Origin of the sequence: Andreprevotia sp. IGB-42, assembly GCF_009848685.1 — a bacterium.
GTDB lineage: Bacteria > Pseudomonadota > Gammaproteobacteria > Burkholderiales > Chitinibacteraceae > Andreprevotia.
In genome coordinates this window covers 159,180-181,249 of sequence record NZ_WXTX01000002.1, presented here as the reverse complement: position 1 = coordinate 181,249, position 22,070 = coordinate 159,180, and the positions used below count along the sequence as shown (strand labels likewise).

General features: G+C 61.2%; 23 protein-coding genes and 1 tRNA gene. 16 read left to right on the top strand and 8 right to left on the bottom strand.

Going from position 1 to position 22,070, the window contains the following annotated elements:
* Nucleotides 1-25: 25 nt before the first annotated feature.
* Nucleotides 26-532, bottom strand: a complete 507-nt coding sequence (gene moaC / locus IGB42_RS03555) for a cyclic pyranopterin monophosphate synthase MoaC (RefSeq protein WP_159666887.1) — start codon at nt 530-532, stop codon at nt 26-28.
* Between the two features lie 129 nt (nt 533-661).
* Here moaC and IGB42_RS03550 point away from each other — a divergent pair, with 129 nt between their 5' ends.
* Complete coding sequence (locus tag IGB42_RS03550; protein WP_159666884.1) at nt 662-1,204, top strand: NAD(P)H-dependent oxidoreductase; 543 nt, start codon at nt 662-664, stop codon at nt 1,202-1,204.
* Between the two features lie 109 nt (nt 1,205-1,313).
* Here IGB42_RS03550 and IGB42_RS03545 read toward each other — a convergent pair whose 3' ends face one another.
* A complete protein-coding gene (locus tag IGB42_RS03545) occupies nt 1,314-3,341 on the bottom strand; it encodes a dynamin family protein (RefSeq protein ID WP_201799809.1) in 2,028 nt (675 codons plus the stop codon).
* Nucleotides 3,342-3,421: 80 nt separating this feature from the next.
* Nucleotides 3,422-4,240, bottom strand: a complete 819-nt coding sequence (gene mutM / locus IGB42_RS03540; RefSeq protein ID WP_159666881.1) for a bifunctional DNA-formamidopyrimidine glycosylase/DNA-(apurinic or apyrimidinic site) lyase — start codon at nt 4,238-4,240, stop codon at nt 3,422-3,424.
* A 160-nt stretch (nt 4,241-4,400) separates the two neighbouring features.
* Between mutM and IGB42_RS03535 the strand changes: the two genes are divergently transcribed.
* The 10 genes from IGB42_RS03535 (at nt 4,401) to IGB42_RS03490 (ending at nt 12,145) form a co-directional block, all read left to right on the top strand.
* Nucleotides 4,401-6,176 carry a tetratricopeptide repeat protein gene (locus IGB42_RS03535; RefSeq protein ID WP_159666878.1) on the top strand — a complete coding sequence of 592 codons (1,776 nt, stop codon included), beginning with the start codon at nt 4,401-4,403 and terminating at the stop codon, nt 6,174-6,176.
* Nucleotides 6,176-6,715 (top strand): lipoprotein insertase outer membrane protein LolB, encoded by a 540-nt coding sequence (gene lolB, locus IGB42_RS03530; RefSeq protein WP_159666875.1) that lies wholly within the window; start codon nt 6,176-6,178, stop codon nt 6,713-6,715. The genes IGB42_RS03535 and lolB overlap by 1 nt, the downstream gene beginning before the upstream one ends.
* A gap of 12 nt (nt 6,716-6,727) precedes the next feature.
* The gene (gene ispE / locus IGB42_RS03525) at nt 6,728-7,585 is read left to right on the top strand and encodes a 4-(cytidine 5'-diphospho)-2-C-methyl-D-erythritol kinase (RefSeq protein WP_159666872.1); all 858 of its coding nucleotides are present in this window, start codon (nt 6,728-6,730) and stop codon (nt 7,583-7,585) included.
* A 17-nt stretch (nt 7,586-7,602) separates the two neighbouring features.
* Nucleotides 7,603-7,679: transfer RNA gene (locus IGB42_RS03520), tRNA-Gln, on the top strand.
* Nucleotides 7,680-7,740: 61 nt separating this feature from the next.
* Nucleotides 7,741-8,691 carry a ribose-phosphate pyrophosphokinase gene (locus tag IGB42_RS03515; protein WP_159666869.1) on the top strand — a complete coding sequence of 317 codons (951 nt, stop codon included), beginning with the start codon at nt 7,741-7,743 and terminating at the stop codon, nt 8,689-8,691.
* Nucleotides 8,692-8,771: 80 nt separating this feature from the next.
* The gene (locus IGB42_RS03510; RefSeq protein WP_159666866.1) at nt 8,772-9,350 is read left to right on the top strand and encodes a 50S ribosomal protein L25/general stress protein Ctc; all 579 of its coding nucleotides are present in this window, start codon (nt 8,772-8,774) and stop codon (nt 9,348-9,350) included.
* Between the two features lie 98 nt (nt 9,351-9,448).
* Entirely contained in the window at nt 9,449-10,063 is a 615-nt protein-coding gene (pth, locus tag IGB42_RS03505) for an aminoacyl-tRNA hydrolase (RefSeq protein WP_159666863.1), read from the top strand.
* Nucleotides 10,056-10,373, top strand: a complete 318-nt coding sequence (locus tag IGB42_RS03500; RefSeq protein WP_159666860.1) for a chorismate mutase — start codon at nt 10,056-10,058, stop codon at nt 10,371-10,373. The genes pth and IGB42_RS03500 overlap by 8 nt, the downstream gene beginning before the upstream one ends.
* Nucleotides 10,370-10,993, top strand: a complete 624-nt coding sequence (locus IGB42_RS03495) for a ParA family protein (protein WP_159666857.1) — start codon at nt 10,370-10,372, stop codon at nt 10,991-10,993. The genes IGB42_RS03500 and IGB42_RS03495 overlap by 4 nt, the downstream gene beginning before the upstream one ends.
* Before the next feature lie 66 nt (nt 10,994-11,059).
* Entirely contained in the window at nt 11,060-12,145 is a 1,086-nt protein-coding gene (locus IGB42_RS03490) for a GTP-binding protein (protein WP_159666854.1), read from the top strand.
* Here IGB42_RS03490 and IGB42_RS03485 read toward each other — a convergent pair.
* The 5 genes from IGB42_RS03485 to IGB42_RS03465 form a co-directional block, all read right to left on the bottom strand.
* Nucleotides 12,135-12,632 (bottom strand): hypothetical protein, encoded by a 498-nt coding sequence (locus IGB42_RS03485; protein ID WP_159666851.1) that lies wholly within the window; start codon nt 12,630-12,632, stop codon nt 12,135-12,137. The genes IGB42_RS03490 and IGB42_RS03485 overlap by 11 nt on opposite strands.
* A gap of 237 nt (nt 12,633-12,869) precedes the next feature.
* A complete protein-coding gene (locus IGB42_RS03480; RefSeq protein ID WP_159666847.1) occupies nt 12,870-13,358 on the bottom strand; it encodes a hypothetical protein in 489 nt (162 codons plus the stop codon).
* Between the two features lie 125 nt (nt 13,359-13,483).
* Complete coding sequence (ccsB, locus tag IGB42_RS03475) at nt 13,484-14,611, bottom strand: c-type cytochrome biogenesis protein CcsB (RefSeq protein ID WP_159666844.1); 1,128 nt, start codon at nt 14,609-14,611, stop codon at nt 13,484-13,486.
* Nucleotides 14,608-16,638, bottom strand: coding sequence for a cytochrome c biogenesis protein ResB (locus IGB42_RS03470; RefSeq protein ID WP_201799808.1), 2,031 nt, complete (start codon nt 16,636-16,638; stop codon nt 14,608-14,610). The genes ccsB and IGB42_RS03470 overlap by 4 nt, the downstream gene beginning before the upstream one ends.
* A 69-nt stretch (nt 16,639-16,707) precedes the next feature.
* Nucleotides 16,708-17,370: a cytochrome c gene (locus tag IGB42_RS03465; protein ID WP_159666838.1), complete on the bottom strand. Its 663-nt coding sequence runs from the start codon at nt 17,368-17,370 to the stop codon at nt 16,708-16,710.
* 166 nt (nt 17,371-17,536) lie between these two features.
* Here IGB42_RS03465 and yihA point away from each other — a divergent pair, with 166 nt between their 5' ends.
* The 5 genes from yihA to IGB42_RS03440 all read left to right on the top strand — a co-directional run bounded on the left by yihA (nt 17,537) and on the right by IGB42_RS03440 (nt 22,055).
* Nucleotides 17,537-18,169: a ribosome biogenesis GTP-binding protein YihA/YsxC gene (gene yihA, locus IGB42_RS03460; protein WP_159666835.1), complete on the top strand. Its 633-nt coding sequence runs from the start codon at nt 17,537-17,539 to the stop codon at nt 18,167-18,169.
* A 300-nt stretch (nt 18,170-18,469) separates the two neighbouring features.
* Complete coding sequence (locus IGB42_RS03455; RefSeq protein ID WP_159666832.1) at nt 18,470-18,853, top strand: PleD family two-component system response regulator; 384 nt, start codon at nt 18,470-18,472, stop codon at nt 18,851-18,853.
* 47 nt (nt 18,854-18,900) lie between these two features.
* Nucleotides 18,901-19,257: a response regulator gene (locus IGB42_RS03450; protein WP_201799828.1), complete on the top strand. Its 357-nt coding sequence runs from the start codon at nt 18,901-18,903 to the stop codon at nt 19,255-19,257.
* A gap of 27 nt (nt 19,258-19,284) precedes the next feature.
* On the top strand, nt 19,285-19,791 hold the full coding sequence (locus IGB42_RS03445) for a chemotaxis protein CheW (RefSeq protein ID WP_159666826.1): 507 nt from the start codon (nt 19,285-19,287) through the stop codon (nt 19,789-19,791).
* A 95-nt stretch (nt 19,792-19,886) separates the two neighbouring features.
* Nucleotides 19,887-22,055, top strand: a complete 2,169-nt coding sequence (locus IGB42_RS03440; protein WP_159666823.1) for a methyl-accepting chemotaxis protein — start codon at nt 19,887-19,889, stop codon at nt 22,053-22,055.
* The last annotated feature ends 15 nt before the right edge of the window (nt 22,056-22,070 follow it).

Here is a 22,070-nt window from a genome sequence, read left to right as displayed (position 1 = left end):
AGGATAACGGATCGCGCTGTCCGCGTTAAGGGTTATCCGACGCATTGCCGGCCAGCCAGTGGCCGGATTTGCCGCCCTGCTTTTCCAGCAGGCGCACATTGCTGATGGTCATACCGCGATCTACCGCCTTGCACATATCGTAGATGGTCAGCAGCGCAATGCTGACCGCTGTCAGCGCCTCCATCTCCACGCCGGTACGGCCGACGGTTTCCGCCACTGCGTTGCAGCGCACGCTGTGGGCCTCCAGCACGAAATCCACCGCCACGTGGGTGAGCGGCAGCGGGTGACATAACGGGATCAGCTCACCGGTTTTCTTGGCCGCCATGATGCCGGCCAGCCGGGCAATGCCCAGCACGTCGCCTTTCTTGTGGCCGCCGGCACCAATCAGTTGCAGCGTGGCGGGCAGCATGTGGATTACGCCCTCGGCGCGTGCCAGCCGGTGGCTTTCCGGCTTGCTGCCCACGTCGACCATCACGGCGTCGCCTTGGGCGTTGAAATGGCTCAGGCCGGGGGAAGAGGGTGCATCACTCATCTGGGTTCACTACCGGTTTGCGGATGATCGCCATGATATCCCGCCACGCATCGCCCGGCAGCGTGCTGGCACGCCTATAGTGGAAGCAGGCATGAAAACCGGCCCGCATACCGGGCCTGGAGAGTCGCCATGAAGAATCTCGTTTTGCTGTCGCACCCGCAGCTCGCCACATCGCACGCGCACACGCTGATCATCGACCAGATCAAGGATCTGCCCGATACGGCAATCCACCACCTGGAAGGCCTGTACCCGGACGGGCGCATCGATATCGAATCCGAACAGGCGGCCTGCCTGCGCGCTGGGCGCATCGTGATGCAGTTTCCGTTCTGGTGGCATTCAACCCCGCCCATGCTCAAGCACTGGCAGGATGAGGTGCTGGCCCGTGGCTGGGCATATGGCGAGGGCGGGCATGCGCTGGCGGGCAAGACCTTGCAACTGGTGCTCAGCACTGGCGACGGGGCCATCTATCACCCCGGCAACGATGCGTACTTCAAGGCCGCCACCTTGCTCAGCCCGCTGGAAGCAACGGCATTATTGTGCGGCATGACATTTGCCGAGCCGTTGATCCTGCCCGACATCACGCACCCGACCGGGCATGCCCCGCACGAGGATGAAGAAAGGCGCATCCTCAGCTTCGCCGCGCATCTGCAGGCATTGCTGGAAGCGCCCTGAGCGGGCATTTTGCCAGCCCATACAGCCAAAAACCCGGCTTGGCCGGGTTCCTGATATTGCCTGGCTTGTATTTGTAGCTGGCAGCGTGCACCAGCTACATCGCAAGCATCTAGGCGGCTTTCAACTGGCCGATTTCCCGGTTGAGCAAGCTGTACACCGCACGCAGGCGATCATCCAGCTCGGCAATCTGCAGCGCCAGCTGGCGGTCTGCGTCTTCCAGCTCGCCCAAGCGTTCTTCCAGTGTATCGGTGGCCTTGTGGATGCGCTTGATGCTTTCCAGCCGGCGGCGCAATTGCAACTGATGCTCGCGCACCTGCGTTTCCATCGGCGCCATCACCGCTTTCAGCCAGTTTTCCAGATCGCGGTTGGCTACTTCGAATACGTACACCACGCGGCTGGCCACGGTTTCGAAAAACTTGCTGGTCAGGCGGCCACGGCTGGTGGTGATCAGGTTGCCCAGCGTATTGAAATGCTCGCGGAACGATTTCTCCAGCCGGGCAATTTCCTTGTGGTACTTCAGCGTGGAAAATGGCGGCGGCGTGGCTGACCCCAGCCCATGCTCCTCGCTGAATTTCTTGTACATTGCCGCCATCATCGCCTGGATTTCTGCCACCTGCTCGGCAGACTGGGCGATATTGCCGTTGATGTCCTTGAAGAAGCGCTCCATCAGCGAGCGCAGGCCGCCTTCGCCGAACGAGAACAGGCTGTTGTCCATCTCGCCGCGGATCCGGGCGATTTCCGCCTTCAGCGCATCCATGCCCAGCAGCGACAGCAACTGGTTGGTTTGCTGGCTGAACACGCTGCGCAGCGCCTGGAAGCGCACCAGGCCCTGCTCGAAGCTCTTCTTGTCCAGCATCACCTTGTCCATCATCTGCGTGACGACGTCCTGGTTCTTGCCCTTGAGCGTGGAGAGCTCGCCCAGTTGTTCCTTCACGCCACCACGGCGGGCGGAAATGATGTTGCGCGTGGCCGAAACCACGTCTTCCACTTCGGTCATGGTGCTGTCGCGCACGATGTCCTGCTTGGCGGGCAGCAGTTCCTTGGAGAGCGCGTTTTCCAGATCGGTCAGCCGCGCGCGCTCCAGCAATGCGTCGTCGTCCTGCACCTTGGCCACCAGTGCCTTCTGTGCGGAGATCGGGTAAATCTGCCGCGTGGGCACGCCCAGCAATTGCGCAGTGGTATTTACCTGCTTGAGGATCTCCGCATCGGTTTCCGCCTGCGATTTGAGCGGATCCCACAGCCCGTCGATCTTGTTGAGCACCACCAGCCGGCCACGGCTGCCCGATTGGGCACGCCCGATATGGTTGCGCCACACATCGATATCGCTCTTGGTCACGCCGGTATCGGCAGCCAGGATGAACAGGATGGCGTGCGCATTGGGCAGCAGGTTGAGCGTCAGTTCCGGTTCGGTACCGATCGCATTCAGGCCCGGGGTATCGAGAATGACCAGGCCCTGTTCCAGCAGCGGGTGCGGGAAATTGATCACCGCATGGCGCCAGCACGGAATCTCGATCTGGCCGTCGGCATCGACGGTCATTTTCTGATCCGGATCGCTTTCGTCGAACAGCCCGTATTTCTTCGCCTGCTCGGTCGATACCTTTTTGGTGTCGCCCACCTTGCGGAATGCACCCAGCATCGCATCGGCGTTATCGAGGTCCAGATTGATCGTTGTCCATTCTTCCGGATAACGGCGATATTCGCTGGTAGTGGCATTGCCGGCGCGGGTTTCGATCGGCAGCAATTGAATTGCCGCCGGCTTGCCGGCTTCGTACAGCAATTCGGTCGGGCACATGGTGGTGCGGCCGGCACTGGATGGCAATACGCGCTGCTTGTAATGGGCAAAGAAAATCGCGTTGATCAATTCCGATTTGCCGCGCGAAAACTCGGCGACAAAAGCGATATTGAGCTTGTCGTCCTTGAGCTTCTCCAACAGGCGCGCAATGCGCAATTGCGTCTGGCTGTCGTCCAGATCCTGTTCCTTCAGCCAGCGCGACAATTGCGCAATCGATTGCGACAACTCGGCGCGCCAGGTGCTGTAGGCCTGGAAATCGCCGATCAGGCGGTCACTGGCCACAATATCAAGGGCAGCGGGGTCATTGACCGCAATGCTGTCCTGATGCAGGTATTCGGTGCTCATCTCGTGTCTCCTCCGCCTTTTGGCGGGCGGCTATTTTACGTGCCTGATTAAGGCTTTATCACCCGGCACCGGGCTATTTGTCAACGCTGGCAGACAGGGCAGTAAAATGTCGAGCGTTGCCCCTGCCGGATCTGCAGGATGGGCGTGCCGCAAACGCGGCATGGCTCGCCCGTCCGGCCATATACAAAGCTCTGCAGCATGAAGTAACCGGCCTTGCCATCGCTATCCACGTAATCGCGCAATGTGCTGCCACCGGCGGCCAGTGCAGCTTCCAGTGTTTCCTTCACTGCAATCACCAGGCGCTCGCAATCGGCCAGGCTCAGATCGCGGGCCGGGCGGCGCGGATCGATGCCGGCGCGGAATAGCGATTCTGAAGCGTAGATATTACCGGCGCCCACCACGATATGGTTATCCATCAACGCCAGTTTGATCGCCACGCGCTTGCCGGCGAGCGCATTGCGCAGATGAACGGCATCAAATGCAAGGGACAGCGGCTCCGGCCCCAGGCTGGCAATCAGCGGATGGGTGGCAATATCGTTGCCCGCATGCCACAGCATGGCGCCAAAACGGCGTGGATCCCGGTAGCGCAGGCGAGTGCCGTTGCTGAATACCAGATCGACATGATCGTGTTTCTCTGCCGGGTAGGCCTCCGTCAGCACGCGCAAGTTGCCGCTCATGCCCAGGTGCACGATCAGCGTGCCGTGCGCAAAGCGGAACAGCAGGTACTTGGCGCGCCGCTCGATCGCTTCCACGCGCTGCCCGGCCAGTACGCCGGCCAGTTCTGCGGGGATCGGCCAGCGCAGCCGCGCTTCACGCACGATCACTTCGCTGACGGTGGCGCCGGCAAGGTGCGGGGCAATGCCGCGTCGCGTTGTTTCTACTTCGGGAAGTTCTGGCATTGCTTATCCTGTAAAGATGCGGGTTCGTCCCCATCTGTGTGCTGATGTAAATGATGCCAAGATCGGACGCCGAAATATACCTGTCAGCCCTGAACGCGTAAGCCGGAATTCCCGTAAGATCGTTATGTCTATCAATATGCCCATTTTTTGGAAAGTCGCCATGCGCCGTGTGCCCTCGCTCAAGCCCATTCCGCAGTCCTTGCGCCTTGCCGGCGCCGGGCTGGCCCTTGCGTGGCTGCTTGCAGCGTGCACCACGCCGCCACAGGCGCCAGCCGGCGTTGCTGCCGCATCCGCCGTTGCCAGTACCCCCGCCAGCGAGGAGGTGGAAAGCGAAGCCAAAAACGCCAACTTGCCGCGCATGGATCTGAGCGACGATCTGCTGCTGCGCTTCCTCGTGGGTGAAATCGCACTGCAACGCGGCAAGGGCCAGTTCTCCGCACAAACATGGAGCGATCTGGCCAAGCGCACGCAAGACCCGCGCGTGGCCAAGCGTGCCACCGAGGTGGCCATCGGCACCGGCCAGCTGGCGCTGGCGCGCGAGGATGCGCAAATCTGGATCGATGCCGAGCCCGATTCGCGCCCGGCCAAGCAGGTGATGCTGGGCTTGTTATTGCGTGCCAACCGGCTGGACGAAGCACTGCCTTTCCTGCAGAACATCTTGCGCGATCAACCGGGCGAGGCCGCGGCCTTCTTCGCGCAGTTGCATCAGTTGTGGGACAAGAGCACCGATCGCGCTGCTGCGCTGCGTCTGACCGAGGAGCTGATTGCCCCCTATCCCAAGCTGCCGGAGGCCCGGTTTGCCCATGCCATTGCGCTCGCCAATGTCGGTCGTGTCGATGACGCACTCAAAGAGCTGGATGCTGCGGAGCAGTTGCGCCCGGATTGGGATATCCCCGTGCTGTACCACGCCCAGCTCTTGCCTGAAGACCAGCGGCTTGCCTATTTGCAGGATGCGCAGAAGCGCTACCCCAAGCTGGTTTCACTGCAGCTTTCCACCGCCAAGGAGCTGGTAACTGCCAAGCGCTACGACGAAGCACTCAAACTCTACGATTCGGTACTGAAGCTGCAGCCCCAGAATCTGGAAGCGCTGGTGGGATCGGGCTTGGTGGCACTGCAGTTGCGTGATACGGCCAGCGCGGAAAAACGCTTGGGTGATGCCATCCGGCTTGCGCCAGGCCAGACGGCCAACTTGCGCTTCTACATGGGGCAGATCGCCGAGGAAAAACGCCATACCGATGAAGCACTGCGCTGGTATGAAAGCGTGGAAGGAGAGCTCAAGCCCACTGCAGACCAGCGTCGCGTTCGTCTGCTGGCGCGCTCGGGCCAGGTGGAAGAGGCGCTGGCGCTGCTGCAGGCCAAGCCCGCCGATACCAACGACAGCCGCATCGAGCGCATCCAGCTGGAGGCGCAGGTATGGCGCGAGGCCAAGCAGTACCCGCAGGCGCTGCAGGTGCTTGATGACGGGTTGAAAACGTATCCCGACAGCGCGGATCTGCTTTATGACCGTTCGCTTGTGGCCGACCTTGCCGGCAACGATGCCGAGGCCGAACGCGATTTGCGCCGCTACCTGGTATTGCAACCGGACAGCGTGCAGGGGCTGAACGCGCTGGGTTATACGCTGGCCAACCGCAACCGTTCGCTGGACGAGGCCGACCAGTTGCTGGAAAAAGCCATCGCCAAGGAGCCGGATAGCCCGGTGATCATCGACAGCGTGGGGTGGTTGCGTTTCCGCCAGGGCAAGCTGAAAGAGGCGCGTGAGCTGCTGGCCAAGGCCTACGGTCAGCTGAACGACCCGGAAATCGCCGGACACTACATCGAAGTATTGTGGGTGGATGGCGCGAAGAGTGAAGCACGCAAGGTCTACGATGCCGCGTTGCTGGGCGACCCGGCCAGCGAGGTGTTGCAGGAACTCAACAAGCGTCTGGGCGTACGTTGATGCGGCTTTTTGTTGCCGTGCTACTGGCGGCGTGGCTGGCCGGTTGTGCGGCACCGGGCCAGCCGCCCGCGCAGCGTGCCGATTTCGCCGCGGATGGGCGGCTGGCCATCCGTGGCGAGATCGACGGCAACAAGGTGTCCGAAACCGCCAATTTCCGCTGGAAGCGCAGCGGCGAGCGCACCGAGGTCGAACTGGGCAGCCCGCTGGGCGAAACCCAGGCGCGGCTTACTTTCGATGCCGGCGGGGCCGAGCTGATCGATTCCCGTGGCACGGTACGGCAGGCTGGCGATGCCGATGCGCTGCTGTTCGATGCCACCGGCTACGCCATCCCCGTCACGCCGCTGCGCTGGTGGCTGGAAGGCAAACCGGCGCCCGATGCCCCGCTCAGCGACGATGCAACCGATGCGGCTGGCGCCCGCCGCTTTGCGCAGGCCGGCTGGCAGGTGTCGCTGGGCGCGCCGTCGCCGCTATACCCCAAGCTGATACAACTGAAGCGTGATGCACTCGACGTGCGCATCGCCGTCACCGACTGGCCCTGATCCCGCTCCGGCATGACCTTTACACAGACTGATGGCTGGCACGCCTATCCGGCCCCCGCCAAGCTCAACCTCTTCCTGCATATCGTTGGCCGCCGTGCCGACGGCTATCACCTGCTGCAATCGGTATTCCAGCTGATCGATTACGGCGACACGCTGCACATGCACGTGCGTGCCGATGGCGCGGTGGTGCACCACAACCCGCTGCCCGGGGTGCCGGCGGATACCGATCTGAGCGTGCGTGCTGCCCGGCTGCTGCAGGCAGAAACCGGTGTGACTGCCGGCGTCGACCTCGGCGTTACCAAGCGGCTGCCCATGGGCGGCGGGCTGGGTGGTGGCAGCTCGGACGCGGCAACGGTGCTGCTGGCGCTCAACCGGCTGTGGGGCGTCAACCTGCCGCGCCGGCGGCTGATGGAAATCGGCCTCGCGCTCGGGGCGGACGTGCCTTTCTTCATTTACGGCCGCAATGCATTTGTCGAAGGCATCGGCGAAATCATGACGCCGGTGGAAACACCGCACGGTTGGTATGCGGTGGTGCATCCGGGCGTGCACGTGCCCACGCCGGCCATTTTCAGGGCGGACGACCTGGTGCGCGATACGCCGGCGATACGCGTACAAGATATTGATTACAAAGCAAGTCGCAATGACATGGAGCCGGTGGCCTGCCGGCTTTTTCCGCAGGTCGGCGCGGTGCGCGACTGGCTGGCGCAGCAGCTGCCGGCCCGCATGACCGGCTCCGGCGCGTGCCTTTTTGCATTTGGGGCTTCACAAAACGAAATTCTCAATGTAGTATCTCGGCTTCCTAACGGAACGACAGGTTTTGCAGCGGAAACGCTGCGTCGTCACCCGTTATGCGAATACGCCGCGGACTAGTTTGCGGACGTGTCGATAGGGGAGTCGCCAAGTTGGTTAAGGCATCGGATTTTGATTCCGACATGCGAAGGTTCGAATCCTTCTTCCCCTGCCAATTCGAAAGTAGAAAAGCGTGTACGCCCGTTACACGCTTTTCGTTTTTTCAGGGTTCGGAAATGGCTTACGACAGCCTCATGGTGTTTACCGGCAATGCTAACCCCAAGCTTGCCGAAGATGTGGTCAATCACCTCGACATCTCGCTGGGACGTGCCACAGTCGGCCGTTTCTCCGATGGCGAAGTCACGGTGGAGCTGCTCGAGAACGTCCGCGGTCGCGATGTTTTCGTCCTGCAGTCCACCTGTGTGCCCACCAACGACAACATCATGGAAATGATGCTGATGGTCGATGCGCTCAAGCGCGCATCTGCCGGGCGCATCACTGCCGCCATCCCGTACTTCGGTTATGCCCGCCAGGATCGCCGCCCGCGTTCGGCGCGCGTGCCGATCTCGGCCAAGATCGTCGCCAACATGTTGACCATCGCCGGTGTAGACCGCGTGCTGACGGTCGATGTGCATGCCGACCAGATCCAGGGCTTTTTCGATATCCCGGTAGACAACATCTACTCCACCCCGGTGCTCCTGTCGGACATTCGTGCGCAAAACCACGAAAACCTGATGGTTGTCAGCCCGGACGTGGGTGGCGTGTTGCGTGCCCGCGCCATGGCCAAGCAACTGGGCGTGGACATGGCCATCATCGACAAGCGTCGCCCCAAGGCCAATGTGGCCGAAGTGATGCACATCATCGGTGATGTGAAAGACCGTACCTGCGTGATCATCGATGACATGATCGATACCGCAAATACCCTGTGCAAGGCTGCGCAGGCGCTCAAGGCGCACGGTGCCCGCAAGGTGATGGCGTATGCCACGCACCCGGTGCTGTCGGGTGCTGCGGTAGAGCGCATCCTGCAGTCCGATCTCGACGAAGTCGTGGTCACCGATACCATTCCGCTGCCGGAAGCCGGCCGCGGTTCGGATCGTATCCGCGTGGTATCGATTGCCGGCCTCCTGGCCGAGACGATGCGCCGCATCAACAACGAAGAATCGGTTTCGACCCTCTTCGTCGACTAATTCACGGGCAATCGTGCCCGGAATCGCAACTCGTTCTGGTCGCGGGCGGGTGGCGTTCTTTGAAGTAACGGAGTTACATCATGACTTATCAAATTGAAGCCCAAGCACGTGCAGAGCAGGGTACCGGTGCGAGCCGCCGCCTGCGTAAAGCCGGCAAGCTCCCGGGCATCGTTTACGGTGGCAGCACCGAGCCGCAAGCCGTTGTGCTCGATCACAACAGCATGTACTACACGCTGCAAGAAGAAGCGTTCCACACTTCGCTGGTCCAGCTGTCGGTTGACGGCAAGGCTGAGCAGGTGCTGGTGCGTTCGGTGAACTATCACCCCTTCAAGCAACTGGTGCTGCACATCGATTTCCAGCGCGTGGACGACAGCACCCAGGTCGAAATCCGCGTTCCGCTGCACTTCGTCGGTGCTGATGCTTCGGAAGGCGTGAAGCTGCAAGGCGGTTCGGTCAGCCACATCCTGAACGAAGCGCTGGTGCGTTGCGTTGCGACCAAGATCCCGGAATTCCTCACCGTCGATCTGTCCACGCTGAACGCTGGCCATGCCATTGCCCACTTGTCCGATATCGCCCTGCCGGAAGGCGTCAGCCTGCCGTCGCTGGCTCGCGGTGAAGACTTGGCAGTTGCAAGCCTGAACGGTGCCAAGGCAGTCTGATCACGCCTTGCTCCGCAGAAACCCGCCCGGCTCCGGCCCGGCGGGTTTTTTAATGTCCGTGCGATAATGACGGCTTGATTGTCGAGTGTTGAAGCGTAATGTCCCAGATCAAACTGATTGTCGGCTTGGGTAACCCGGGTGCCGAATATGCCGATACCCGCCACAACGCCGGGTTCTGGTGGGTGGATGAACTGGCCCGGGACGGCAAGGTGCAGCTGCGCCACGATGTGAAGTTCCACGGCCTTGCCGGCAAGGCACGGCTGCATGGCAACGATGTCTGGTTGCTGGAGCCGCAAACCTACATGAACAAGAGCGGCATCGCCGTGGTGGCGCTGGCGCAGTTCTACAAGATATTGCCGGACCAGATCCTGGTGGTGCACGATGAGCTGGATCTGCCGGCCGGTCAGGTCAAGCTCAAGCAGGGTGGCGGTCATGGCGGACATAACGGCCTGCGCGATATCCAGGCGCACCTGGGCACCGCCAACTTCTGGCGCCTGCGCCTTGGCGTGGGCCACCCCGGCGATCGCAACGAGGTGGTCAACTTCGTGCTCAAGCCGCCCCGCAAGGAAGAATTCGAGGCGATTGCCGATGCCATGACACGCGCCCATCATGTGCTGCCCAAGCTGCTGAGCGGAGAAACTGGCGCCGCCATGCAACTTTTGCATACCGACGAAGCCAAAAAACGACCCCACAAGAGTGCGCCCGATGCCTGATTCCCCTGCTGCCACACCCAACCCGCTATTGCCGCTTCGCCAGCAGATCGACGAGATAGACCGGCAACTGCTGGCCCTGCTGGCAGCGCGCTTCCGGGTGACCGACGAGGTGGGGCAATACAAGGCCGCACATGCATTGCCGGCAATCGATCCGGTGCGCGAGCAGGATCAGATGCACCGCGTTGCCGAAGCGGCCACCCTGCAGGGGCTGGATCCGCAGTTTGCCCAGCGCGTGTTCCGTGTGGTGATCGACAAGGTGGTGGAAAACCACCGCGCACTGGCTGCCGCCGCGCAAACGGCCCGGCAATGATGAAAACCGTGCTGGTCGCCAATCCCAAGGGCGGCAGCGGCAAATCCACGCTGGCAGCCAACCTGGCCGGTTACTGGGCATGGCAGGGCGAGCAAGTGATGCTGGGCGATCTGGATCGCCAGCAATCGGCGCGGCGCTGGTTGGCGCTACGTCCGGAACGCTACCCGCGCATCCACGGCTGGGAAATCGCCGACGGCGAGCCGGCCAGACCGCCCAAGGGCACTACGGCTGCGGTACTCGATAGCCCGGCCGGCCTGCATGGCAAGAAGCTGGAGGCTGCGCTCAGGGTCACCAGCCGCATCCTGGTGCCGGTGCAGTCTGCAGCGTTCGACATGTGGGCCAGCGAGGATTTCTTCCGCCAGCTGGCCGAGGAAAAGGCTGTTCGCAAGGGTGACGTGCAGGTCGGCATCGTGGCCATGCGTTTCAACCCGCGTACGCAGGCCGCGCGTGGCCTGGAGTCATTCCTGGCCGGCTTTGGCCTGCCCGTGGTGGCGCATATCCGTGATACCCAGCTATACGTGCAGCTGCAACCACGCGGCCTGACGTTGTTCGATCTGCCCAAACCGCGCTTCGAGCGTGACTACACACAGTGGGCGCCATTGCTGGCCTGGCTGAAATAGCAGCAGGTCCCCATACCATGGCGGCTGTCTGATGGCGGCCGGCCCGTTTGAATATGAAGAAACGATATGCATGAAAAAATCCCCGTCAATCTGATCACGGGCTTCCTGGGGGTGGGCAAGACCACCGCCTTGCTCAGGCTGCTGGCAGACAAGCCGGCTGATGAATACTGGGCAGTGATCGTCAACGAGTTCGGCGAGATCGGTATCGACGGCGCTACGCTATCCGGTGATGGCAACGCCGACGTGCAGATCGCCGAGGTGGCCGGCGGCTGCATCTGTTGTACCACCAGCCCCATGCTGCGCGTGGCGCTGGGCAAGATTGCCCGCACCGGCAAGGGTGGAGCGCGGCCGGACCGGCTGCTGATCGAGCCATCCGGCCTGGGGCACCCTGCAGGCATCGTCGATCTGCTGCGTGACCCCATGGTCGCCAGCGGCTATGCAGTGCGCGCGGTGATCACGCTGCTGGACCCGCGCCACCTGGATGATGATCGTTATACCGGCCACCAGACCTGGCGCGATCAGATCGAACTGGCGGATGTGCTGGTGCTCAACAAGGGCGATCTGGCAGATGCAGACCAGATCGACCGCGCCCATGCGATGGCGGGCACGCTGTTCCCGCCCAAGCTGGCGGTCGTGGACGCGCTAAAGGGCGCGTTTGACCCCGCCTTGCTTGATCTGGCGCTGGATACCACACGCTGGGGTGACGCGGGTGCAGCCAGCCTGCATGCCGGCAATGGCCTGCAGGCGCTGCGGCGGCGCGCTGCGGCCGAGGTGGCGGGTGAAGAAGCGGCCGAAGAGGTTGTTGCGGATCAACCCGCGGCAATGGTGCGCAAGACGCAATCAAGTCTGGGCTCGCACAGCTGTGGCTGGATTTTCCCGCCGGAGGCGATGTTCCATTCTGCACGGCTGGCGGCGCTGTTCGAGCAACTCTCCTCGCCGGATGCGCTTGGCCTGGCGGGGCTGGTGCGTGCCAAGGGCGTATTCCATACCGAACGTGACTGGTTCCGCCTCGACTGGGTGGATGGCATGGCTGGTGCCGCATTGTCTGCATACCGGCGCGATACCCGCATGGAAGTGATCGTCGATGCAACAACGCCGCCCGATTGGGCGGCGCTGGAAGCCGCGTTGCTGGCGGCGCGGATCAGCGTTTGATCAGGATTGCCGTGATCTGCTGCATATAGGTGCGGGCCATTTCGCCCTGGCCGCGCTCCTGCATGCGCATGTTCCAGAAATCGAGGCAGCTATTGAGTGCCTGTTCGTTGTTGGCGTGTGCCAGCGTGGTTTCCAGCCACTGATCAAGCTCGCCCTGCAGATGGGCGCGGTTGCACATCTGCAGCACTTGGCGAATGCGCTCGAGCTGGTTGCTGCTGATGGCGCCGTCGGTCACGAATTCCACCGGAGCGGCCGGTTTGGCTGGCTGCACCGATGCCGTGCCGACCTTTTCGATCAGGCCATCCCATTCCAGCGACATCAGTCCCTGGATCAGCTCGCGGCCAGCCAATGGAGTGACCAGCGCAGAAACGGGCTTCAATCCATCGATCTGGATCAGTAATTGCCGCTGCTTGACGCTAAGGCCGTTGGCGCGCGTGATCATTTCATCCAGACCACTCTGGGTTTTCCGGTAAACCACGCCTTCCATTACTGCTCCCCCATTACTGCTCCCAAATGCCGTCAGGAAATCGGCGTGTCATATTTTATGTTACTTCACTGCCTGCAAGTGCGCTGCGATTGAATGCAGGCTGACCAGTGGCATGTATATGCTGCAAGAACTGCAGCATAGCTGGTTATCGGCACCATGGTGAAACAAACACGGATGTCTTATTCGGGCAACACTCGGGCTGCAGCGTGCAGCGCGAGCCGGTGCATCGCGCACCGATCACGTCGATAACGCGTTGCTCACATCGCGCTGGCAGGTATCGGCCGCGCCACGATGGCCAGAGCGGCGCAATGCCGTCAGGCAATCATCGACGACGGTTTGCAGTTGCTGGGGTGTGCGTGCAGCAGCCATCGCAGTGGCGAGCTTTTCTGCCCACTGCTGCCCCAGGTATTGCTGGCTGCATGCCTGGATGGCGCGTTGTACCGCCGCAATGCGCTCGGGTGACAGCGCATCCGCGCTGCCGGCGAGGGTTTCGGTTTTGGGCTTGAAAAGCGGATTGCCCGAGTGCACTGCAATCAGGTGCAGATCGAGCAGGCGATTGAGCGGATCGGTCAGGTCCGCGCCCGCGGACATCTGTTGCAGCTCACCCAGATTGCGCTTGCCGTCGATCAGGATCAATAGCTGGCGCAGCCTGGGAGAGAGCGGCTCCGTGCGTTCGGTCAGCTCGCGTTGACCCTTGTCGGTTTTCTGGTAGATCACGCTGTCCATCTGCAATCCCCCCAAGGTGGTGGTTGTTACAGATTAAGACAGCATGTGCCTGCTGCGCACTACGGGCTAACCCTGATAGGGTTATGGATGGGTGTTGTATTTGCTGGTTTTTTTCGATGCTTTGATTAAAGTCCGCCGTAAGAATGAAGGCCAGACAGGAACATATTGACACCGAGAAAGGCAAAGGTGGTTACAAGCAGGCCAACCACCGACCACCAAGCCAGCACCTCGCCGCGCCAGCCTTTAACCAGCCGCACATGCAGCCACGCCGCGTAGTTCAGCCAAACGATCAGCGCCCAGGTTTCCTTCGGATCCCAGCTCCAGTAACCCCCCCATGCATCTGCAGCCCATGCGGCACCCAGGATGGTGGCAATGGTGAAGAACAGGAAGCCCACCGAAATGGCCTTGTACATCACCTCGCCCAGCGTGTCATAGCTGGGCAGGCGCGTGGTGAGGATGCCGCGCGATACCAGCAGCTGCGCCACACCCAGCATGGCGGATAGCGCGAAAGCGCCGTAGCCGATGAAGTTGGCCGGTACGTGGATTTTCATCCACCACGACTGCAGCGCCGGAATCAGCGGCTGGATTTCATGTGCCTGCCGGTCGAACGTGTACCAGAGGATGAAGCCCACCGCCGCCGAGATCACCAGCAGCACGAAGGCACCCATGCTGCGTGCATTGAAGCGCGCTGCGTAATACAGGTACATCAGCGAGGTGATCAGGCAAAACAACACGAAGACTTCGTACAGGTTGGAGACGGGAATGTGGCCGACGTCGCTGCCGATCAGGTAGCTCTCGTACCAGCGCACCAGTGCGGACGATAGTGCAGCAGTGGCAGCGGCCCAGGTGAGGCCCACGCCGATCGACAGCGCGGTTGCCGAGCGGCGCAGCATGCCCAGCCAGAACATGGCAGTGGCGAGGAAGAAGCACACGCACATCCACATCACCAGCGACTGGCTGGCCAGCATGTACTTGAGCCAGAACGCGGTCTGCCCGCGCGCCAGATCGCCCTGGTAGATGTAGATGCCGGTTAGCGCCACCAGTGCGCACACCGGCAGGAACGTACGCATGGCGCGCCAGAACCAGCCGAATGCAATCAGCGCCAGTGTGGCGCCCAGCAGAATGGCCTGCTCGTAGTAATCCATGTACGGGTTGTAGCGTGCAAAGGCAATGCCGCAGGCGATCACCATCAGCACGGCAAAGGCAAAATCGAAGGGGCTGCGGCTACGCAGGTTCAGGGTGGCGGCAGTCATGCTGCATCTCCGGGTTCTTGGGGCAGGAGCGCATCGCGGTGGCGCTCGAATTCACGGTCAAAATCGCGGTTGCGGCGGTTGCTGCTCATGGCGATCAGCGTACGCCCGCCGGCCATGCGTAGCCAGAGCCGTTCCTCGCGCACATAGAACATGCAGAAGATGCCCAGCACCAGCAAGATGGAGCCAAGATATACAATATTCTTGCCGGGCGAACGCGTGAGCTGGAAGCCGCTCGATTTTACTTCGGTAAAGCCGGTTGGCTGCAGGTAGACCGGCGGGCCGTAATCGAACAGCGCGCTGTTGGCCACCAGGCTGTCCATCAGGAAGCGGTAGTGCGCGGCGTCCATGGTCAATGTCGGCAGGCCGGCGCGCTGCTGCGCCAGTTCCATCGCATCGATGGCCGCGCCCTGCAAGATTTTCAGGTACGTTTGCGCCACGTTCTGGCGTTGTTCCTTGGGGACCTTGGCATCGAGGAAGCGCTCCAGCGCCGGAAAGCCACCCAGCGCAAACTGTTGCAGCACATTCTGTGCAACGGCTTGGAATTCGCGGTGATTGGTGGCGGAGAACGCGCCATCCTTGAAAGCCTTGTCTGCGGTGCGGCGGGCGATTTCCGGCCAGTTCTTCGCGTCCAGCAAGGTGGCGCGCAGCCGCTGGAAGGTATCGACTTCGGCGGCATCGTCGAGCGGGATGCGCACGAAGGCAAAAGCATCGCTGACCGCCCGGCGCATGCCGGTCACCAGGTACAGCGTTCCTTCGTCGTTGAATGGCGCCAGGTAGTTCAGGTATTCGGTGGCTTGGCCGGCGGAATCGCGCAGCTTGAACTGGATGGATGGGCCGAGGTTGCGCAGGTTGTGGTCGGCCTTCACCGAGCGTGCCGATTGCAGCGTCTGCTCCAGCTGGCTGACCGCCACGGTGGACGTCTGCGCGGCTGGTTTGCCCATGTTCTCGATATTGAATACGCGCAGGTCGCCGGTTTCCAGCGTGTAGTCATCATTGCCGATGCGGATGGCCTGTGCCGCTTGCGAGCGCCCGGCCAGCGCGGTTTTCTGGCCGGTGGCCAGATCCCAGCGCGCAAAGGTCAGGCCGGAGCCGCCATCGCCGAAGCTGGATTGATAGATGGCCACGCCATCAACGACCAGCGGCTTGTTCACTTCCACCGTGCCCGATGTGATGCGCTTGCCGCTGACGCGATCGAGCACTTCGATGTCGGAGGCAAACTTCTTCGGCTGGCCGGTGCTGTAATGCTCGACATGGAACTGCTTGAGCTTGAGCACGAACGGTAATTCCTGCACGAAATAACCATTGCCGGAATTGATGAACACCACGTCCGCCCCGCCGCCCTCGGCCAGTGTGACATTGCCGCGGAACGAGCCGTTGCCCGCATCCAGCCGGCTTTGCGGCGGCACCTTGCTTTGTGGCAGGTCGCGCGTTTCCGCCACCTTGTTGCCGAACAACTCGCGGATTTTCAGCGGCAGGTTGCCGTCCATCAGGCCACCAACGAAGATCACGATCATCGCCGAGTGGGCAAAGAAGTAGCCCAGCTTCTGCCAGCTGCCGCGCTTGGCGGCAATCAGCACCGCACCGTCTTCATCGCGGATTTTCCAGCGGAAGCCTGCCGTTTTCAGGTGGGCGAGCACCGCAGCCTGATCCGGCGTGCCCGCGCCGCTGGCGTGATGCTGCATCAGTTGCAGCGAATTGGCGGTGGCACTGGCGCGGTAGCTTTTGATCTCGCGCACGAAGCCGGGCAGGTGGCGATAGATGCACAGGCTTAGCGATACCACCAGGAAGCCCAGGATGCCGAGGAACCAGCCGGCGTGATACACATCGAACAGGCCGATGGGCTCGAAAATGCTGAACCAGAAATCACCGAACTCGAAGTGGTAGTTGCTATAGGGCTCGTTCTGCTTGAGCACCGTGCCGATGATGGACGCGATGGACAGCACGACCAGCAGGCTGATCGCAAAACGCATCGACGACAGCAGGTCGTACAGTGCGTGGCGGAATGGAATGTAGCGTCTGGTTTTCATCAAGCAAAAAGGGGCGTTGACCGCCCCTTTGGTGTGGTGCGGCCGGAAATGGTTCCGGCCGGCAGGGGATCAGTGCAGCGCCTGCATGAACTCAGCCACGGCGCGGATGTCTTCGTCCGACATCCGGGCGGCGATCTGTTTCATCGCATCGTTGTTGGCGCGCGGCTTGGGATTGATGCTCTTGGTATACGACTCGCTGTTGGCAGCCAGGCGGAAGCTCTTCAGCTGGGCTTCGATATAACCCGCATGCTGGCCGCCTACACGCGGAAACTGCGACGGAATGCCAGAGCCAGACGGGCCGTGGCAGGCCATACAGGCGGGCAGGCCCTTGGCGGCAATGCCGCCACGGTAGATTTTCTTGCCCGCTTCGATCAGTACCTTGTCGGATGCGCCGCGATCCTTGGCCTGCTGTGCCGAGAAGTAGCTCGACACATTGCGCATGTCGGCATCCGACAGTTGCGAGGCAATGCCCAGCATCACCGGGTTGGCGCGCTTCTGCGTCTTGAAGTCGTTCAGCTGCTTGTAGATGTATTCGGGATGCTGCCCAGCAAGGCTGGGGTTGGCAGCGGCGGCGCTATTGCCATCGACGCCATGACAGGCGGCACAAACCTTATCGACGATTTCCTTGCCCTTGGCCGGGTCACCCTTGGTAGCGGGTGCAGCTTCGGCGGCGAATACGCCCGATGCCATCGTCATCAACAGTGCTGCTGCCAGTGCGGTCACGCGCTGCATATGTTGCTCTCCCCAAGCAAAGCGCCGGTTTCACCGACGGCTTACGAATATAATCCTGCTATTCTATAGCAAGAAAGAAAGCCGAACCACACGCCCGCGCTCCGTCCCTTTTCTTGCCACAGTCGGCCACTGCCCGCGCGGGCAAAGTACCTTGAGAATCCCGCCCATGTCGCTGTTTCGCGGACTGCAGTTCCTGATTACCGTCAACGACCTGAAAATGCTGCCCAACGAGGGCATCGAGGTCGCTTTTGCCGGCCGTTCCAATGCTGGAAAATCCAGCGCCATCAATACCCTGGCCAATCACACCCGCCTGGCGTTCGTTTCCAAAACGCCCGGCCGCACGCAGCATATCAATTACTTCGATTTTGGTGGAGAGCGTCGTCTGGTCGACCTGCCCGGCTATGGTTATGCCGAAGTGCCTGCCAGTGTGCGCGCGCACTGGGAAAAACTGCTGGGCCAGTATCTGGTCGAGCGTGAAAACCTGATCGGCCTCGTGCTGATCATGGATGCGCGCCGTCCGCTCACCGAGCGCGACTGGCGCATGCTGGAATGGTTTCGCCCCACCGGCAAGCCGGTGCATTGCCTGCTGACCAAGGCCGACAAGCTCACCAACCAGGAAAAAATCAAGACACTGCGTGATGTGCAGGCCGAGTTTGCCGGTGATCCGCAGATTACCGTGCAGTTGTTTTCCAGCCTGAAAAAACAGGGCGTGGAAGAGACAGAAAAAGTGGTCGGCCGCTGGTTTGATGCACACCGCTTACCGCTTGGTCAGGAAGACGGGGCGACGGACGGCGAGTGAATCGTGTTGAACTTTGCGCGAGGCTTTCTATCCTAGGAGCTAGGTGCGCCCCCGCACCTCCCGCTTTTCCTCCCTGAGCGGGTGCTCCGGCCACATTGCCGGGGCCTATTACACCCCGGTCGTTTTCCCCTTGGACCGGGGTTTCTTTTTTTCTTCGCCACATTTCCCGGTTATTTGCTATTGAATAGCGCATCAGCCTTGTCTTATTGAAAACGCTATCGGTATGATCGCATCAACAAGAGGTCTGTTCGGCTTGCGCGACATTGCGTGCAATGGGCAGGCTGCATAAGGAGGAGGTCCATGTCGAATCTCGCCGGCGTCAAGGTCATGGTGATCGACGACAGCAACACGATCCGTCGCAGTGCCGAAATTTTTCTGGGACAAGCCGGCTGTGAAGTCATACTTGCCGAAGACGGTTTCGATGCACTGGCCAAAATCAGTGATCACCAGCCTGACGTGATTTTCGTGGACGTGATGATGCCGCGGCTCGATGGTTATCAGACCTGCTCGCTGATCAAGAAAAACCCGCGCTACAAGGCGACACCGGTGATCATGCTGTCGTCCAAGGACGGGCTGTTTGACCGTGCGCGTGGCCGCATGGTCGGATCGGATGAATACCTGACCAAACCTTTTACCAAAGACAGCCTGCTGACCGCCGTCGGTGCTCATGTAAAGCACGATTGAAACTGCGCAGGCCAGATTTCTACAGATTTTAGGAATGCACCATGTCCATCAAGAAAATCCTGATCGTTGATGATTCCCCGACCGAACGCCATTTCCTCGGCGAATTGCTGACCAAGAACGGCTTCCAGATACTGACTGTCGAATCTGGTGAAGAAGCAGTCGCCAAGGCCAAGGAAATCATGCCAGACCTCATCCTGATGGATGTGGTGATGCCCGGCATGAACGGCTTCCAGGCCACGCGCACCATCAGCCGTGACGAAGCCACCAAGCATATCCCCATCATCATGTGTACATCCAAGAACCAGGAAACCGACAAGGTGTGGGGCAAGCGCCAGGGCGCGGTGGAATACGTGGTGAAGCCGGTCGATCCGCAAGAGCTGCTGGCCAAGATCGCCGCGCTGTAACCTTCAACATCCAGCCTGGAGCCTTATATGGCCAAGCGCATCAGTCTGCGGGAATATCAGGAAGGCGTTGTCGCGCGCCTGAAGAACGCCACCGCAACGGCACAGGTCGATGCCCGCCTTGGCGTGAGCATCGCAGGCGAAAAATGGCTGGTGGATCTGGCCGATGTGGCCGAGGTCATGCCGGTGCCGGTCGTCTCATCCGTGCCACTGGCGCAAGCATGGTTTCGCGGCGTGGCCAATGTACGCGGTAACCTTGTCAGCGTTTCGGATGTCGGCGCCTTTTTTGGCGGTGCGGAACTGCAAGGGTCATCTGCCGCGCGACTGATGTTGTTGCATCCGCGCCATATCCTGCATTCGGCCATCCTGGTGGAGCGCATGCTGGGCCTCAAGCATCTGGCCGACATGCAGGCGGTGGAGACGGAGCACCCGCGCGCCGCCGGTAGCTGGCGCGACGCCGCAGGGCAGGAGTGGCGTGCGCTGGACATCGTTTCGCTGGTTGCCGATCCCGTCTTCCTGCAAGCAGGGCAGGCCTGAGCGCCATGCCCGGCAAGCCATACCTGACAGCCAAGCTGACAGCCGTGCTTGAACAACACATAATCAGATAAAAACGCATTGGGAGAGACACGCAAATGGCACTGAAACTGGACGGCCTCGCCAAGCTGTTTGGCCGCAAAGCGCCCAAGGCTGAGGGCAAGAAGGGCTACGAGCCCACCAAGACCACCTGGATTCTGGAAAAGATCCGGTTGCCCGATACCGATGATGCGGCCACGCTCAAGCCACTGCCTTTCGTGGGCCGCTTGCCGGCGCGCCAGCAGATGGCGCTGTTCCTGCTGGTGGCGGGTGCGTCCGTGCTGCTGTTTGCCGGTACCGCCTTCCTGGCCTACCGTGATTCGAGCAACAACGCCGAGCGCCGCTCGATTGCCACCGAAATGCAGATGCTCTCGCAGCGTCTGGCGCGGGCATCGACCCAAGCGGTGCAGGGCCAGCCCGATGCATTCCCGATTCTTGAATCCGCGTACCAGAAATTCGATGGTGACCTGGCGCAGCTCAAGAGCAGCGGCGGTTTCTTTGGCCTGGTCAGCGGCAGCAACGAGCAGCTCGATGCCATCGAGCAGACTTGGGCCGCGTCCTATCGCCCCAACCCCAGCCGGCCAACCATTGATTCCATCCTCAAGCAAAAACCTGCGCTGATCGCGGTGGGCAAGAGCGTCGCCGGCATCAATGCCAACGATGCCAAGCTGCTTGAGCAGACACAGCAATTTGCATCGCTGCTGGCCGAGACTGGCGGTAACGTGCGCGAACTCGACTACGCCAACCAGCTTTCCATGCTGAGCCAGCGTATGGCCAAGAACGCCAACGCCATGCTGGCGGGCGAGTTGATCAACCCCGAGGTGGTGTTCCTGCTGGGCAAGGACGTATCGACATTCAACGATATTGTGGCCGGCTTCATCGACGGCAACGAGGGCATGCAGATCCGCCCGGCCTCCAGCTCCGCGCTGGTTGAACGACTGAACAACATCAAGACCACTTTCCACGATTTCGAAGTGGTGGTGACGTCGTTCTCCAAGAACATGCAGCCGCTGGTGAATACCCGTCTGGCCAACCAGGCCATCGTGCGTGACTCGGACAAGCTGCTGAAAGACACGGTCGATCTGGCCGCACGTTATGAAAACCGCTTCGGCAGTTTCCTGACCACCGTGCTGGAAGCCATCTTCATCATCGTTGCGGTGATTTCGCTGTACCTGCTGGTGCGCGTGTTCAACCAGGAAGCGGTGCGCCGCCGGGTTGAATCGGAAAACGAAAACAAGAAGAACCAGGACGCGATTCTGCGCCTGCTGAACGAAATGTCCGACTTGGCCGATGGTGACCTGACGGTCCGCGCGCTGGTAACCGAAGACCTGACCGGCGCGATCGCAGACTCGATCAACTTCACCATTGAAGAGCTGCGTAATCTGATTGGCGGTATCAACCGCGCCACGGGGCAGGTGAACAGTGCCACCGGGCAGGCGCAGGAGGTGTCCAACAGCTTGCTGCTGGCCGCAGAACGCCAGTCGCATGAAATCCAGGACACCACGCAGACCGTTGAACAGATGGTGCGCTCGATCCAGGGTGTATCGCACAACGCGGCTGAATCGGCCAACGTGGCGCAATCGTCGCTGTCCGCCGCCGAGAAGGGCGCCGATGCGGTGCAGAACCAGATCAAGGGCATGGGCGAAATCCGTGAACAGATCCAGGAAACCGCCAAGCGCATCAAGCGCCTAGGCGAATCGTCACAGGAAATTGGCGAAATCGTTGAACTGATTTCCGACATTACCGAGCAGACCAACGTGCTGGCGTTGAATGCGGCGATCCAGGCGGCTGCTGCCGGTGATGCAGGGCGCGGCTTCTCGGTGGTGGCCGAAGAAGTGCAGCGGCTGGCTGAGCGCTCCGGCGAAGCCACCAAGCAGATCGGCGCGATCGTGAAGACCATTCAGACCGACACGCACGACGCGGTGGCCGCCATGGAGCTGTCCACCCAGGGTGTGGTGGAAGGGGCCAAGCTCTCCGATGCCGCCGGCAAGGCGCTGACCGAGATCGGTCAGGTGTCGCGAGAACTGGCCAAGCTGATCGGCTCGATCGCGCATGAAACGGAAGACCAGACGCAACTTGCTGGCCGGGTGAACCACTCGATGCGCGACATCCTGTCGATCACCGAGCAGACCACCGAGGGCACCAAGCAGTCGGCCGAAATCATCGGCCAGCTCTCCGGCCTGGCGCAAGAGCTGAAAGATTCGGTGTCCGGCTTCAAGCTCTCCTAACCTGTATCAGGGTCA